The sequence below is a fragment of the Shewanella spartinae genome (genome assembly GCF_019457555.1).
GTDB classification, from domain to species: domain Bacteria; phylum Pseudomonadota; class Gammaproteobacteria; order Enterobacterales; family Shewanellaceae; genus Shewanella; species Shewanella loihica.
Genome location: NZ_CP080418.1, coordinates 4246892 through 4261981 on the forward strand (window position 1 = coordinate 4246892; position 15090 = coordinate 4261981).

The 15090-nt window shown below is 53.6% G+C and carries 13 protein-coding genes; 6 read left to right on the forward strand and 7 right to left on the reverse strand.

Annotated features, from left to right (window positions below; translation table 11 throughout):
* Window positions 1-139: 139 nt before the first annotated feature.
* Entirely contained in the window at window positions 140-1123 is a 984-nt protein-coding gene (locus tag K0I31_RS18385; RefSeq protein ID WP_220079305.1) for a DUF4238 domain-containing protein, read from the reverse strand.
* Between the two features lie 704 nt (window positions 1124-1827).
* Window positions 1828-2604, reverse strand: coding sequence for an AraC family transcriptional regulator (locus tag K0I31_RS18390; protein ID WP_220079306.1), 777 nt, complete (start codon window positions 2602-2604; stop codon window positions 1828-1830).
* A 99-nt stretch (window positions 2605-2703) separates the two neighbouring features.
* Between K0I31_RS18390 and K0I31_RS18395 the strand changes: the two genes are divergently transcribed.
* On the forward strand, window positions 2704-3843 hold the full coding sequence (locus tag K0I31_RS18395; protein ID WP_220079307.1) for a multidrug effflux MFS transporter: 1140 nt from the start codon (window positions 2704-2706) through the stop codon (window positions 3841-3843).
* A 231-nt stretch (window positions 3844-4074) separates the two neighbouring features.
* Here K0I31_RS18395 and map read toward each other — a convergent pair whose 3' ends face one another.
* The 3 genes from map to typA all read right to left on the reverse strand — a co-directional run bounded on the left by map (window position 4075) and on the right by typA (window position 7092).
* Entirely contained in the window at window positions 4075-4863 is a 789-nt protein-coding gene (map, locus tag K0I31_RS18400) for a type I methionyl aminopeptidase (RefSeq protein ID WP_220079308.1), read from the reverse strand.
* Window positions 4853-5080: a ParD-like family protein gene (locus K0I31_RS18405; protein ID WP_220079309.1), complete on the reverse strand. Its 228-nt coding sequence runs from the start codon at window positions 5078-5080 to the stop codon at window positions 4853-4855. The genes map and K0I31_RS18405 overlap by 11 nt, the downstream gene beginning before the upstream one ends.
* A gap of 188 nt (window positions 5081-5268) precedes the next feature.
* The gene (gene typA / locus K0I31_RS18410; RefSeq protein ID WP_220079310.1) at window positions 5269-7092 is read right to left on the reverse strand and encodes a translational GTPase TypA; all 1824 of its coding nucleotides are present in this window, start codon (window positions 7090-7092) and stop codon (window positions 5269-5271) included.
* A 368-nt stretch (window positions 7093-7460) separates the two neighbouring features.
* On the opposite strand from typA, the gene glnA reads away from it, so the two are divergent.
* Together glnA and K0I31_RS18420 are read left to right on the forward strand one after the other, a co-directional pair.
* The gene (gene glnA, locus K0I31_RS18415; RefSeq protein WP_011867348.1) at window positions 7461-8870 is read left to right on the forward strand and encodes a glutamate--ammonia ligase; all 1410 of its coding nucleotides are present in this window, start codon (window positions 7461-7463) and stop codon (window positions 8868-8870) included.
* Window positions 8871-9050: 180 nt separating this feature from the next.
* Complete coding sequence (locus K0I31_RS18420) at window positions 9051-9875, forward strand: N-acetyl-ornithine deacetylase (protein WP_144201556.1); 825 nt, start codon at window positions 9051-9053, stop codon at window positions 9873-9875.
* A 156-nt stretch (window positions 9876-10031) separates the two neighbouring features.
* On the opposite strand, the gene K0I31_RS18425 is transcribed toward K0I31_RS18420, so the two are convergent.
* Together K0I31_RS18425 and K0I31_RS18430 are read right to left on the reverse strand one after the other, a co-directional pair.
* Window positions 10032-11144, reverse strand: coding sequence for an aminotransferase class V-fold PLP-dependent enzyme (locus K0I31_RS18425; protein WP_220079311.1), 1113 nt, complete (start codon window positions 11142-11144; stop codon window positions 10032-10034).
* Between the two features lie 3 nt (window positions 11145-11147).
* Entirely contained in the window at window positions 11148-12320 is a 1173-nt protein-coding gene (locus tag K0I31_RS18430; protein ID WP_220079312.1) for a PrnB family protein, read from the reverse strand.
* A 187-nt stretch (window positions 12321-12507) separates the two neighbouring features.
* Here K0I31_RS18430 and K0I31_RS18435 point away from each other — a divergent pair, with 187 nt between their 5' ends.
* The 3 genes from K0I31_RS18435 to glnL all read left to right on the forward strand — a co-directional run bounded on the left by K0I31_RS18435 (window position 12508) and on the right by glnL (window position 15084).
* On the forward strand, window positions 12508-12969 hold the full coding sequence (locus tag K0I31_RS18435; RefSeq protein WP_011867352.1) for an Lrp/AsnC family transcriptional regulator: 462 nt from the start codon (window positions 12508-12510) through the stop codon (window positions 12967-12969).
* 390 nt (window positions 12970-13359) lie between these two features.
* A complete protein-coding gene (locus K0I31_RS18440; RefSeq protein WP_258406132.1) occupies window positions 13360-13902 on the forward strand; it encodes a DUF4124 domain-containing protein in 543 nt (180 codons plus the stop codon).
* 126 nt (window positions 13903-14028) lie between these two features.
* The gene (gene glnL, locus K0I31_RS18445; RefSeq protein WP_220079313.1) at window positions 14029-15084 is read left to right on the forward strand and encodes a nitrogen regulation protein NR(II); all 1056 of its coding nucleotides are present in this window, start codon (window positions 14029-14031) and stop codon (window positions 15082-15084) included.
* Window positions 15085-15090 lie beyond the last annotated feature (6 nt).

Sequence of the window (15090 nt, forward strand, 5' to 3'; positions counted from 1 at the left end):
TACACGCCGCAAGCACTTCCCTGTGGGCTCGACGATGGCATCCCTGCCATCGACGTCCGCACCTGCATCTACACCGGGTCATCCCCTCTCTTCGATTTAGCCGCCTTTGGTAATCTTTAAACAATCAAAAGCATTGTTGCTAGGAAGCTCTACTATCACTAGTAATTCTTTGCTTAAATGCAATATTTGGATTTTTTTTCAGTATTTTCTCTAACAACTCAAAATTTCCTGAATTTGAATATACAAACCTTGAGCAACGCAGCACTTGCAGAGAATTGTGGTAATCCATGTTTGCACTAGTAAGTATGTGGGGATTCTTATGATCGATATCATCCAACATTTTTATCGTATCTGATAGATCACTTGGCGATATTAATCCCATATGCACTTCTCGCTGGTGCATTGCCACCGAATGTCTAACATCATCAATTAACTCGGAGCACAGATAGCTTAAACAGTATTTGGGCGAAATTGGAAAGTGTACTTCTATGCCTTTTAGCCTCAACCCTAGAAAGCTGTGATGCTTTCTAGGTAGATTGTTATATTTAATAATTGGATTATCAGATAGGTAAAATGACTCACCCTCTGGAGCCTCTTCCAATACTAATGATTTTTCTAGTAAGTATGGTAATAGTTCTTGAGGAGTTTCTTTCAGCATTTCAATTGATTGAGTTTTCGAATTCTGCTTAGAAAGATTTGCTAGAAACTCTTCAGCCTGAGAACCAGGAGCAATCGAATACTCTTTCACCTTTTCAAAAATGATTCCCGTCATTTCAGATAAGCTTTCGCGTAAAGAGTTTACCCGTATCATTTGCACAACTGTAAATAACCCAATCAACAGAATCTCTTGAGCACTCAAATGCTTGATTGAACCATTGGAGAGTATTCCATCAATGATAGGTGCGACTTGGGTTTCTAATTTTCCAAGTTCAAACTCCATTTGATTTCCATCTTCTGGATGATGGTAGAAGTTATTCTCATGTCCAGCATCTTTAACATGTGAGGTAAAGCGCTTCCCCGCTCTAATATCGAATATATGGATATGCTTCTTCTCGCCGAGAGCAAAATTCCTCAAAAGAAATTGAGGCACATAATGTTGCTTTTTGGGTTCTTTATTCACCATAACCTACCTCGTTTGCTAGCGCTTATTAGTGACAATACCGGAAATATAAATCATTACTTCCGAATGCATTCCACGGTAGAAAATTATAAGCATTTAAGTTTTACAACAATAGCGAGTTTTTATTATCAAACACAGTTACTTAGGGCAAAAATAATGAGACTTGTCTATTACAGCGAGATGCAAGACTTCCCTCACTTTCTTATACGAACATAACCACCCCACCAAATAACAACAAATATGGCTTAATCGAAGAGACGTTTAGATAGGGGTGTAAGCACGCTTTTGGCTCTCGGCGCCATGGACGCCGCCGTGAAGCCCACATGGATGTGCTTGTGGCGCGCCAAAAGAGTGCTTGCACATCCCCCGCCGGGCAGGCGATAGGTTGACCACCAAGCCATGGTGTCAAATAACTCAGCTAAACAACTGCATGAGCCAGAAGCTCAATAGCTAACATCCCACACATCCCCGCCGGGCAGGCGATAGGTTGACCATGAAGCATAGAAACAAACAATCCCACTGAACACCAGTTCAGGTCGACACTAAGAAACGAAACGCCTATGGCTCCCCAGCTACACCTGCCGCAGGCAATAGATTGACCACTAAGCCTTGGTGTCAAATAACTCAGCTAAACATCCATATCTGCCAGAAGCTTAATAGCTAAAATTCCCCCGATAATAATAACGGCCAGTCAAATCCGCCATTTATCAGTATTTTGGCTGCAAATACTGCAGCGGCGTGCTGCCGGTGTGTTGCTTGAAGAAAGCGATGAAGGCGCTATCGCTAGAGAAGGCCAGACGGTAGGCGACGTCGTTCACCTGATGGCCGGTGGCGAGCAGGGCGATCGCCTGTTGCAGCCGCCACTGCTGACGCCAGCTCTGATAGGGCATTCCCGTCTGTCGGGTAAAGATGCGGCTGATGGTCTTACTACTGGCGCCTAGCTGCTGCCCTAGCTGCTTGAGGGTCGGAACATCCCATGGCGCACGCTGAAGCTCGGCGAGCCAGGTTTGCAGGCGTCTGTCGCTTGGCATAGGCAACACCAGATGACTCTCCTTGGCCTGGGAAAGCTCCTCGAAGAACAGCTGATAGGTGTTCACCATAGCCATCGCCGGTTTGTCCCAGGGCCAGAAGGCCATACGCTCCACCAGCGCCTGCAACAGGGGGGTCACTTCGAGGATCTGAATGCGATTGGCAATGCTCCCCGTCAACTGCGGCGCAAAGTAGAGGGAGCGGTAATCCACCACCCGATTCATCACCACGCTGTGACGGCAAGCCGGCGGGATCCAGGCGGCACGGGTGGGCGGCAACACACAGTGCAATCCGTCCAGTGTGATGGTCATGCAACCCTGAGGGGCATAGAGCAGCTGCGCCTTGGCATGACTATGCATGCCCGAATCGTGTTGTCCCAGGCGGGCGGCGATCCCCACCACCTCAGTCTCTAAGGCATCGGGATCAAATTTACAGGACTCGTCGATAAACGCCATCTGTCCTCATTTCAATATTTATTGTCTTAATCATATTATTGGGACTATAACAGAGGCCGTTAGACTGCACATCCTTTCGATGACGATGAGTCTAGCACCATGAAAACTACTCCCTCGATCCCCTTGATGGTGATCCTGATGATGTTTCCCCAGATAGTGGAAACCCTCTACAGCCCGGCGCTGCCCCACATTGCCGCGGGCTTTGACGTGCCATTGGCCCTGGCGGGCCAGACGCTATCCATCTATTTCCTGGCCTTCGCCTTCGGCGTGGTGTGCTGGGGAATTCTATGCGACCACCTGGGTAGGCGCCGTACCATGTTGTTGGGGCTGGGGCTCTATGGCATCGCGGCCTTTGCCGCCCTATGGGTGCCCAGTTTCCAATGGCTGCTGGCGATGCGCGCCCTCAGTGCCTTCGGTGCCGCCGTGGGTTCTGTGGTCACCCAGACCATGTTGAGGGACAGCTTCGACGGCACAGCACTGGCCAAGGTGTTCGCTTATATTGGCATGGGGATCGCCATCAGTCCCGTCGTCGGCATGCTCTCTGGCGGATTGCTAACAAGCCTAGGCGGTTACCCGGCGGTATTCTTCACCCTGTCTCTGATGGCAGTGCTACTCTACGCCGTCTGTCTGCTGCGCCTGCCCGAGACACGCCCGGCCACCAGGCAAACTCTTCCTCTTTGGGCACTCATGAGGCGCCTGGCGACAGATGGCAATATTTGGCACAACGCCTTGCTGGTCGCGGGTTTCAACGTGTTGCTGTTTAGCTATTACCTACAGGGTCCCTTTGTATTTCAACGTCTGGGGCTGAGCACACAGGCCTTTGGCTATAGTGGCATCGCACTGGCAATAGGGACCCTGGTCGGCAGCGCGATCAACAAAACTTTACTGCAGCAGGGGGTTTCGCAGCCTCGATTGTTAAGACTAGCCAGCCTGCTGGCCTTAGTCGGCTCTTTTGGGGTGTATCTTAGCGAGACCCATCTTGGCTTTCTGCTACCCATGGCATTGATCGTCGCCGCCTTTGGCATCGCCATTCCCAACATTCTCAGCCAAGCCTTAGTGGAGTATCGCGATCAGGCCGGGGCGGCCGGCGCCCTGTTCGGCCTACTCTATTACTTGCTTATCGCCCTGGGGCTGGCCATGGTTAGCCTGGCCGAGCAGCTGGGCGGGCCACTACTCATCACCAGCTTGCTGCTCAGCCTGGCGATAGGAAGAAAACAGTTTGTAGAAATGGTGCGCTGAGCACTTAGCTAAGCTTCGCTCACCCTGCCAAATGAGTGCTTGCACATCCCCCGCCGGACAGGCGATAGGTTAACCATGCAGCCATGGAAGCAAACGCCCCCACTAAATACCTATTCTGGTAGACACTAAAAACCGACTGCAGGTAGATGCTAAAGAACGACCCGTTTTTAATGACTCAACTACAACAAGATTAGGTCGCGGCGACTCTCGACACATCAGGCTGCCACCTTTTCAGTCCGAAAAAGGCAGCTTCTCTTCTGGCCTAAGAGTCAACACCTCGTAACCTGTGGCGGTGACCAGGACTGTGTGTTCACTCTGGGCGGACAACTTCTTGTCACGGGTAACGACAGTCCAACCATCCTTCTTGGTCTTAATCTTCGCCGTGCCCTGGTTCACCATAGGCTCTATGGTGAAGACCATCCCCTCCTTGAGCAGTAGGCCTTTGTTCGGGCTGCCGTAATGTAACACCTCGGGGGCCTCGTGCATCTCACGGCCTATGCCGTGGCCGCAGTATTCCCTGACGATACTGTAGCCATGGGACTCGGCATGGCGCTGTATGGCGTGGCCGACGTCGCCCAGTCTGGCGCCGGGTCTTACCTGCTCGATACCGGCCCACATCGCCTCATAGGTTACCTGGCAGAGCTTGCGCGCCTGCGGCGAAGCCTCAGGCATCACAAACATCTTGCTGGAATCGGCGATGAAGCCGCCCTTCTCCAGGGTGATATCCAGGTTGATAATGTCTCTGGGGCCGATTAGCTGATTGCCCTTAGGCATGCCGTGACAGACCACCTCATTGATCGAGGAGTTGAGCACATACTGATAGCCATATTGCCCCTTGCTCGCGGGCCTGGCCTCGAGCTCCTCCACGATATAGTTCTCTACCAGATCGTTGAGGGCCATGGTTGAGAGGCCGGGTTTCACCTCTGCATCCAGCATCTGAAAGACTTTGGCCAGCAGCTGCCCGGCGGTGCGCATCAGTGCGATCTCTTCTGCCGTCTTGAGCTGCACCCTATTCTGCATCAGGAATGGTCTCACCGCTGGTGACATGCTGGGCCGACACGTCTGCTGACTTGAGCAGCTCGGCCATGATCTGATTGAAAGACAGCTGAGGATGGAGCTCGGCCATCATCCCCATCTTGATCCAGAACTCGGCCTGGGAGTTGATGGAACGCGCCATGACGCCACTGGCCTTTCTCAGCTCCTCATGGAGCTCGTCGGAAATTTTTACTATACCCATTACATACACTTAGCTATAAAATATATACGCATTATATATGGTTCGTATAAATTAGTGCAAGTTACCATTGACGCTCGCGTTGGCATTGCTGAATATCTGGCCAGCTAACGCCAGATACAAAAAACCCCGGCCATCTGCATGGTCGGGGCTTTGGGCTAATCGACTGCACCTAAAAGGTGCGGGTCAAATTAAGCGTCTTTCGAGGCGCGGCTGGCACGCTTACGATCGTTTTCGGTCAGGTGACGCTTACGCACGCGGATGCTCTGCGGAGTCACTTCTACCAATTCGTCGTCATCGATGAACTCGAGCGCCTGCTCTAGGGTCATCTGGATGTGCGGTGTCAGTACCTGAGCTTCGTCGGTACCAGAGGCACGCATGTTGGTCAGCTGCTTACCTTTCAGACAGTTAACTGTCAGGTCGTTGGCACGAGAGTGGATACCCACTACCTGGCCTTCGTAAACTTCGGCGGCGTGACCGATCATCAGACGACCACGGTCTTGCAGACCAAACAGGGCGAAGGTCAGTGCCTTACCGGTAGCGTTAGAGATCAACACTCCGTTCTGACGTTGACCGATATCGCCACCCTTCACTGGACCATAATGGTCGAATGAGTGGTAGATAAGACCTGTACCAGAAGTGGCTGTCATGAACTCGGTTTGGAAACCGATCAGGCCACGGCTAGGAATGATGAAGTCGATACGCACACGGCCTTTACCGTCTGGCTGCATGTCACGCATGTCGGCCTTACGGGTACCTAACTTCTCGATCACCGCACCTTGGTGCTCTTCTTCAACGTCAACGGTCAGCGTCTCGTATGGCTCGCACTTCTCGCCGTCGATCTCTTTAACGATAACTTCAGGACGTGATACGGCCAGCTCGTAGCCTTCACGACGCATGTTTTCGATAAGGATAGACAGGTGAAGTTCACCACGGCCCGATACGCGGAAACGGTCTGGGCTGTCTGTCTCTTCGACGCGCAGTGCCACGTTGTGTACCAGTTCCTGTTGCAGACGCTCAAGGATGTTACGTGAAGTCACGTACTTACCTTCTTTACCAGCGAATGGCGAGGTGTTTACCTGGAAGGTCATGGTCAGTGTCGGCTCGTCAACAGACAGAGGTGGCAAGGCTTCGGCGTTGCCCACGGCACAGACAGTGTCAGAGATCTTCAGCTCGCCAAGACCTGTGATCGCTACGATGTCGCCGGCATTAGCTTCAGCCACTTCGTGACGGTCCAGACCCATGTAACCAAGTACCTGGCCGATCTTACCGTTACGCGTGGTGCCATCGGCGCCCACTACGGTAACCTGCTGGTTAACCTTAACGCTACCGCGCTTGATACGGCCAACGCCGATAACGCCCACGTATGAGTTGTAGTCCAGCTGAGAGATCTGCATCTGGAAGGCACCTTCGGCATCGGCGTCAGGTGAAGACACTTTCTCGACGATAGTCTCGAACAGTGGCGTCATGTCTGTGCCAGTCTCTTCAGGATCCAGAGTCGCGAAACCGTTCAGTGCTGAGGCATAAACGATTGGGAAGTCCAGCTGCTCGTCGGTAGCACCCAGGTTGTCAAACAGGTCGAATACTTGATCGATAACCCAATCAGGGCGCGCACCCGGACGGTCGATCTTGTTGATCACTACGATAGGCTTAAGGCCTTGAGCGAAGGCTTTCTTAGTCACGAATCGTGTCTGTGGCATTGGACCATCGACCGCATCAACTAGCAGTAGCACACAGTCAACCATAGAAAGTACACGTTCTACCTCGCCGCCGAAGTCGGCGTGGCCAGGGGTATCAACGATGTTGATACGGTAATCGTTCCACTTGATGGCAGTATTCTTCGCCAGAATCGTGATTCCACGTTCCTTTTCAAGATCGTTGGAATCCATCACCCGCTCAGCGGCCTCTCCTCGAGTCTCAAGGGTTCCAGACTGTGCCAGCAGCTTATCAACCAGGGTCGTTTTACCATGGTCAACGTGTGCAATAATGGCGATGTTACGTAAATTCTCTAACACGGATAAACCTCTTACCATCGAAAAAATAGGGTATTGATAACAGCCCTAATAATAGCTGTTGCAATAAAAAACGTGCCATTCTACTCTAGCGAGGGGCTCTCGCACAGGATTATTTTTTAGTCAGCTATGAATAGTCATGTTTATATTGGTGCGCACCATATTGGTGAACGCACCATCAAGAGGCATCGGTTGCACCTTTATGGTGCAATATCGAGATTCCCGTCACCTACCTTCTTTATTGTTCCCATAAAAATCAATACGTTAAACTTTTGGCACGAGTCTAGCTTTACTCATGCCAGAACCGCGTTGGTCGCAACGCTGAATGATATAAGAAGGGCATCCCCTCTACTCTACTCGGAGACTTTAGAATGTCAGTTGAATCAGTTTTACAACAACTAGAAGAACTTGAAGTTAAGTTTGTTGATTTGCGTTTTACCGATACTAAAGGTAAAGAGCAGCACGTATCTATTCCTGCTCACCAGGTTGATGCCGATTTCTTTGAAGACGGTAAAATGTTCGACGGTTCATCTATTGCTGGTTGGAAAGGCATTAACGAGTCAGACATGGTACTGATGCCAGACCCAACGACCTTCGTTCTTGACCCGTTCACCGAAGAAACCACTGCCCTGATCCGCTGTGACATTCTCGAGCCAGGCACTATGACTGGTTACGACCGCGACCCACGCTCTATCGCTAAGAAAGCCGAAGAGTACATGGTTTCTACCGGCATCGCCGATACCGTACTCATTGGTCCTGAGCCAGAGTTCTTCCTGTTTGACGACGTTAAGTTCGGCACCGACATGTCTGGCTGTTTCGTTAAGCTAGACGCTAAAGAAGCGGCTTGGAACTCAGGCACTCACTACGAAGACGGCAACACAGGTCACCGTCCATTCGTGAAAGGCGGTTACTTCCCAGTAGCACCGGTTGACTCTTCACAAGATCTTCGTAGCGCCATGTGTCTGGTTCTGGAAGAGATGGGTCAAGTAGTTGAAGCGCACCACCACGAAGTGGCGACTGCCGGTCAGAACGAGATCGCGACTCGCTTCAACAAGCTGACTGAAAAGGCTGACGAAATCCAGATCCTTAAGTACGTGGTTCACAACATGGCCCACGCTTACGGCAAGACGGCGACCTTCATGCCTAAGCCAATCGTTGGCGACAACGGTAGCGGCATGCACGTTCACCAATCACTGGCTAAAGACGGTGTTAACCTCTTCTCAGGTGACAAGTATGCGGGTCTGAGTGAGACTGCTCTGTACTACATCGGCGGTATCATCAAGCACGCTCGCGCGCTGAACGCCTTCACTAACCCAAGCACTAACTCGTACAAGCGTCTTGTGCCTCACTTCGAAGCACCAGTCATGCTGGCCTACTCGGCACGTAACCGCTCTGCGTCTATCCGTATCCCAGTAGTACCAAGCCCTAAGGCACGTCGTATCGAGACTCGCTTCCCAGATCCAACGGCTAACCCATACCTGGCGTTCGCTGCACTGCTGATGGCTGGTCTTGACGGTATCCAGAACAAGATCCACCCAGGCGAAGCCATGGACAAAGATCTATACGATCTGCCAGCGGAAGAAGCGGCTGAGATCCCACAGGTTGCGACCTCTCTTGAGAACGCACTTGAGAACCTGGATGCAGACCGTGAGTTCCTTACCAAAGGCGGCGTATTCTCTGATGACTTCATCGATTCTTACATCGCGCTGAAGACAGCAGAAGCTGAGAAAGTGGCTCGCACCACTCACCCAGCAGAATTTGAGCTGTACTACAGCCTATAATCCTCGCCTCTAAGCTAGGATCATAGCTCGAAGAAGCCGCCCCATGAGGCGGCTTTTTTATACCCTTTTACCGGTAGATTAACTTGGCTTAAGCGCCTGACGTCCTGCATAAAATTGATTTAACTTTATGGCCAAACTGCTATCATGATCACGCCGAATCACTTACTTTAGAATCCCAATATGTCTAGCCGCGATCCCTTCCAGTCTTTCACCTGGCACAGCGATATTTTTAGCTGTCAGAGCAATGATATCAGCAGCTTCTATGCCCGCTTAGAAGAGCAGGCTAGTCGCCTCGGGCTACAGGCGCGCAAGCTGGGCGATGCCGGTCCGCATCCGCTGGAACTCTATCAGTCACCGGCGCAGAAGGCAGATCAGCCATCTATTTTGATCAGCGCCGGCTTTCATGGAGAAGAGGCCGCCGGCCCCTGGGGGCTGCTCTACTTCCTCAACGAACTGGAACCCGAGCTCTTCGGCCAGATCAACCTTAGCCTGCTGCCACTGGTGAACCCCACTGGTTTCAAGCGCGGCCATAGATTCAACAAATTGGGACAAAACCCGAATCGCGGCTTCGTGTTAGAAAACGGCCGTGGCCGTAGCAATCAGGACACCTCTAGCGAGGGCGAGATCCTGCTGGCTCACTCCCAGCTGCTGGCCGCCGCCAGTAAAGATGGCATCCTCACCTGCCATGAAGATGTATTGCTCACAGACACCTACATCTACTCCTTCGAGGCCAACCAGCACCCAGGCCAATTCAGCCGCGAGCTGCGCGACGCCCTGGGGCACTATTTCCCCATCGCCCAGGACGGACTGATCGACGACTGCCCAGTGAATGATGGCATCATCTTCAACCATTTCGACCTCTCCTTCGAGGCCTTCCTGGTGCGACTAGGCGCCAGCGTCGGCGTCTGTAGCGAAACTCCGGGCCAGCAAAGCTTCGATCAGCGTATCCTGGCTAACGCCGCCATCATCAAGCGTTTCGTCGAGCTCACATTAGCGAAGCGATAAGGGCATAAGCAAAGCGTTAGAGGAATGAGCAAAGCGCTAAAGGCATAAGCTAAGCGATAAGCTCCCCCTTAGATAAAAAGCCAGGCTCTCGGCCTGGCTTTTTGCTATCTGTATGATGGCAAATCACTCACTACTGCTGGACTAACGAAAACAGGGCTATCGACAGAAAGGCGCCAGGGCCTCCAGCAGTCGCTGCAAATCCTGCTCGCCGTTGTAGATGTGAGGCGAGATCCGCATCCCCTGCTTGCGCACATCCAGGCTGATATCGGCCTGGGTCAACGCTTCGACCACAGCTTGCTGGTCTTCGCCAAAGTCTAAGATGGCAGTGCCGCTACAGCGGGCCGGATCCGAGGGGGAGACCAGGGCATCACCCGCCTGACGCCAGATGCGTTCCAGCTGCATCAGGTTGTGCTGGCGCACCTTGTCGCTACCCAGCTCGGCAAAATACCCTATGCTGTGGGCCGCGAGGGCGAAAGGCGCCACAGACGGCGTACCGCCCCAGAACTTGAGCGCCGAGTCATGGTAGCGAAAATCGTGAATGTCGAACTCGAACGGGTTCTCATGGCTGAACCAACCCACATCCTGGGGTGAGCAATGCGCCAGCTGAGCGGCACTCACCCATAGGTAGGCCGCCCCCGGCCCGCCGCAGAGCCACTTGACGCTGGAGCCCAACATGAAATCTGGCTTGAGGACATTAAGATCCAGGGGCAATACCCCGGCGGCCTGGGCCACATCCACCAGAGAGAGCGCCCCCAACTCGCGCACCTTAGGTATGAGAGAATCCAACGGCGCCTGCTGACCCGTGTTGGAATAGGCGTGGCTGATAAACACCAGATCGATATCGTCGGTCAGGTGTGCCTGCCACACCTCCGGCAGACTCACATCCAGGTTAGCGGGGATGAAACGTATCTCAGCCTCAGGCAGCGCCTGACGTAAGGCAAAGCCCATGCTGGGAAAATCGTTCTCGCTCATCAAGATCACGGCGCCGGGGCGGCGCAGCCTTGAATGGGACTGCACCAATTTGGTGAGACCGCTGGAAAGGTTAACCTGAGGGCAAAACAGCCGGGTCTCGCTGTTGAACAGCCTAGCGAGCTGAACGCGAAAATCCTCCACCACAGACAGCCAGTCTCCCCAGGGTTCTCGCCCCGAGCCCTGCCAGGGCAGGAAGAAACGCTCGTCGAACGCCTGGCGCAGACTCTGCAGCGGCCTGCCCACCGAGTGGTTGAGCAGGTAGACCGACTTGGGCATCACAAAATCATTCTGGTACATGGCTTACCCCTCTAGGCTGGCGCGCAGCCTGGCGATGTCGTCGAAACGGGTGCGTATGTCATCGCGCTTGGCGGCGGCGCGTCTGTCTCTGAGTTTCTCCAGCGCCCCCAGCAGCACAGGCAACGGCGGGCCACTGGCGGTAACCTTGTCGATATGCTGGCTCTCCATCTGCTTGGCGGGCTGGGCGATATACTTCTCCACCAGTTGATCATGGTGTTGTATCGCCCCCTGGCCATGGGCCTCACACACCCGCAGGAACTGCGCCAGATTCTCCTGGTACCAAGGCTGGTCACGCATCTCCATGGCGGCGAGGAAATCGTCCATCAGGCTGGTTCGGCGCATACAGTCGCGCAAGATGCGCTGATCTTCCGGCATCATGTAGAGGAACTTATCCACCAGCAGTTGAGAGTAGGCCGACTCGTTGGCGAAGCAGAGCCCTAGCTGCAGGTCGATCACATTGATGCCCGCAAAGTCACCGGCATTGGCGCCGCGATACACCTGCTGACCGACGCGATAGGGCTTGTAATAGGGACGCACGCTGTTAAAAAACGCCTGGGTATCGAGACGATCGAATAGCGTCTGATTGGAGCCGATCACCTGTTGAAGCGCCACCAGGGCGACCTGTAACAACTCGGCGGTCATGGGATGAGAGATCCCCAGAGGCTGGATCTTCAGCAGGGCATCGGCCGCCCGCTTGTAGGCGAGGATCCCCTTGGTGTTGTAGTCGACGAACAGCTTCTCGTCGTCGAGATCGGTAAAGCGCTTATAGAGGCCGTTGACGGCGCGATTGTGGGTAGTCAGATGGGCGGTGGCAAAGCGCGGCGTCACCCCGATGGAGGCGCCTATATGCATGGCAAGCGCCGAGGCCTCCAACAGCGGTGAGCTGGTTTCGCGGCTCGGCTCGGTGATCTCGTGGCGACGACAGGCCGCCATGTAGAGGCCCACGTTACCCAGCAGATCGAAGGCCGCATCGAAACCCTCGTCGGTATTGCCCTCATCCAGCAGCGCCTTGATGAGCGTCCGGCCCTCGGCCTCCAGCCGGGCCTTCTGCTCGTCGCCTATGCCCACCACGTTGGCGGGGTCGCTCTGCTGCATGTAGAGGCGCTCCAGCGCCGAGTTAATCTCGACAAACTCCTGCCTGATCCAGTGATCGAAGGCCGCGACATCTTGACTCATAGGGTAGGTATCTCTTGGTTATTTTAATAATGACTCAATAAGCTACCACTAAGCCATTAGCGCAAACCTGCAATATCAATCAGGCAAACAGAGATTTTTTAGTGGATTCCGATAAAAATAATCACTTTAATAACCTTATCCAACAAACTCGCCCTAGAGCCCAATCGAGGGACAAGAGACCTAAGCAATGAAACTGGACAGCAAAGACAAGCAGATCTTAAGCATACTGCAGGAGGAGGGACGCCTGCCCGTGGCCGAGCTTGCCAACCGGCTCAACCTCTCCGACACCCCCTGCCTGCGGCGCATCAAGAAGCTGGAGCAGGCGGGCTTTATTCAGGGCTACAGCGCCAGGCTCGACCCTAAGTCGCTGGCACTCAATGTGATTGTCTACGCCTTCGTGCGCCTCACCGAGAACTCTGCCGCCTACGGCGAACAGTTCGAGCAGGAGATGAGCCGTCTGCCCCAGGTGCAGGAATGCTCGGTGATCACAGGTGCTCACGACTACCTACTCAAGATAGTCGCCCACGATCTGCTGGAGTATGAAGGCTTCGTCAAACACTCACTGGGCGGCCTCAAGTGTATCGCCAGCATAGAGTCGACCGTGGTGCTGAAACAGACCTTCTCCCGTCATCAACTGCCAATAACTTAGGGCCTGTTTATCTTTCAGGTTTAATTTTTGTTCAATCTCAACGCGTTGTGTTCAAGGCCTGTGCCATTACGCATAGTTGCACTATGGGAATGGCTAACAACCAAAAAATCGCTTGGAACGATTTCTAACAGCTTGTGGTGAAAGGCAGGAAGCCTTTCATAATGAGATAAACGCGGTGAGATGAACCCCTTGGGCTGCGCTTGTAGGCAATTTCTACTGCGTTACCGCCAGCTTGTGTAGCGTAACTACACGGCACAGGCTCTGCCTTGTACCAATCACCTACAAACGGCAGCAAAAACAAACAGGAAAGGTCAACAGACCCTAGCCCTGATGCTTTTTACCGCGAAAGCGACTAATCTGTAGCAAAGACAAGGTATAAAAGGAATGCTTATGCGCCCGATATTGCTGTTTACCCTGCTGTTAATGACCCTTGGGGCTCAGGCAGCCATCTATAAATGGGTCGACAAGGATGGCAAGGTTCACTACTCGGATACCCCGGTAGAAAACTCCACCCAGGTCGAGTTTAAGGAAAATACCGAAAATCAGATCAAGCTGCCGCCCCCTGTGGTACGCGAGCCGCTAACCCCCGCCAAGGAGGAGCCCAAGGAGCTCTACAAGCTGACCATCTCCAGCCCCAGCGAAGAGGAGACCCTAAGGGACAATAACGGCAATATCACAGTGATCGGCTCCATCACCCCAGATCTCGCCGCCGGTCATGTACTGGTGCTCCTGATGGATGGCAAAGTGGTCAGCACGCCTCAGGCAAGCCCGGTATTTACGCTAGAGAATGTGGATCGCGGCGAGCACAAGTTTGAAATCAAGGCCTTGGCACAAAACGGCAAACAACTTGCATCGACCCCCCCTAGAACCGTATTTCTTCACCGGGCGACCATAAATGCGATTCCTAGGGCGACCCCTCTCGGGGGCGGTTAAAAATTTATATCTTAATTTTTAGCAACTTAGAAAATCACATCTCAAAACAATCCCGGTGAAGATAGCTTGCAGCGTGCACCAAATTGGTGCACCATTATGGTGCAACCTACTTCCCGGGAGTCGTAAATGAACACAGACCCTCTGCTCAATCATCTGGTGACGGCCGTGCTCGTCATCTCAGATGATCTCAAGCTGTGCTATGCCAATAGCGCGGCGGAGCAACTGCTTGGGTTAGGCAGTCACCGCCTCACGGAACACAACCTGTTAGACTGCTGCCAGCTGCTGAGCATAGATCATCAGCTGCTGCGCACCGCCATTCGCGAACATCAAGGCCTGACGGTCAACACCGCCAATCTGGTGACCCTGGACGGTCAGGGTCATACGGTCGACATGACACTCACCCCGCTTGAAGTCCAGCCGGATCAGCCCGAGCAAGGAGTGTTAGAGCTGCGCCAGGTGGATCAGCAAAGACGGATACATCAGCAACTGACCCTGGATGCCCAGCAGCAGGCGGCCCAGTACCTAGTGCGTAACCTGGCCCATGAGATCAAAAACCCCCTGGGCGGCCTCAGAGGCGCGGCCCAGCTGCTGTCCCGCGAGCTGGAAGACGCCGATCAGCGCGAGTTTACCGACCTCATCATAGAGCAGGCCGACCGGCTGCGTAACCTGGTGGACCGGCTGCTTGGCCCGCAGAAACCCACGGAGCACAGCCTGCACAACATCCATGCGGTGATCCAGAAGGTGCTCAAGCTGGTGAGCGTCACACTGCCAGGCAATATCCACCTAATCCAAGACTATGACCCCTCGATCCCGGATATCGAGATGGATCAAGAGCAGCTGCAGCAGGCGGTACTCAACATAGTGCAGAACGCCATCCAGGCGCTGGAGACGGTGGAAGACGGCGGCGAGATCCGCATCAAGACCCGCACCCAGCACCAGGTCACCATAGGCACCACACGCCACAAGCTGGTGCTGGCGCTCTCCATCATAGACGATGGCCCGGGGATCCCACCCGAGCTGATGGATACCCTCTTCTACCCTATGGTCACGGGCAGGGAGCAGGGATCCGGACTAGGGCTCTCCATCGCCCATAACTTTGCCAGGCTCCACGGCGGACGCATCGACTGCGCCTCTGTGCCGGGCAAGACAGAATTTACCATACTGCTGCCGCTCAAGAGCTAGCGTAGG

Coding starts and splice junctions, on each gene's coding strand:
- K0I31_RS18425 (WP_220079311.1), bottom strand. CDS start 11,144: ATGTACCAGAATGATTTTGTGATGCCCAAGTCGGTCTACCTGCTCAAC.
- K0I31_RS18435 (WP_011867352.1), top strand. CDS start 12,508: ATGAAACTGGACAGCAAAGACAAGCAGATCTTAAGCATACTGCAGGAG.
- map (WP_220079308.1), bottom strand. CDS start 4,863: ATGCAGAATAGGGTGCAGCTCAAGACGGCAGAAGAGATCGCACTGATG.
- K0I31_RS18420 (WP_144201556.1), top strand. CDS start 9,051: ATGTCTAGCCGCGATCCCTTCCAGTCTTTCACCTGGCACAGCGATATT.
- K0I31_RS18430 (WP_220079312.1), bottom strand. CDS start 12,320: ATGAGTCAAGATGTCGCGGCCTTCGATCACTGGATCAGGCAGGAGTTT.
- K0I31_RS18405 (WP_220079309.1), bottom strand. CDS start 5,080: ATGGGTATAGTAAAAATTTCCGACGAGCTCCATGAGGAGCTGAGAAAG.
- K0I31_RS18385 (WP_220079305.1), bottom strand. CDS start 1,123: ATGGTGAATAAAGAACCCAAAAAGCAACATTATGTGCCTCAATTTCTT.
- K0I31_RS18395 (WP_220079307.1), top strand. CDS start 2,704: ATGAAAACTACTCCCTCGATCCCCTTGATGGTGATCCTGATGATGTTT.
- glnL (WP_220079313.1), top strand. CDS start 14,029: ATGAACACAGACCCTCTGCTCAATCATCTGGTGACGGCCGTGCTCGTC.
- K0I31_RS18440 (WP_258406132.1), top strand. CDS start 13,360: ATGCGCCCGATATTGCTGTTTACCCTGCTGTTAATGACCCTTGGGGCT.
- glnA (WP_011867348.1), top strand. CDS start 7,461: ATGTCAGTTGAATCAGTTTTACAACAACTAGAAGAACTTGAAGTTAAG.
- K0I31_RS18390 (WP_220079306.1), bottom strand. CDS start 2,604: ATGGCGTTTATCGACGAGTCCTGTAAATTTGATCCCGATGCCTTAGAG.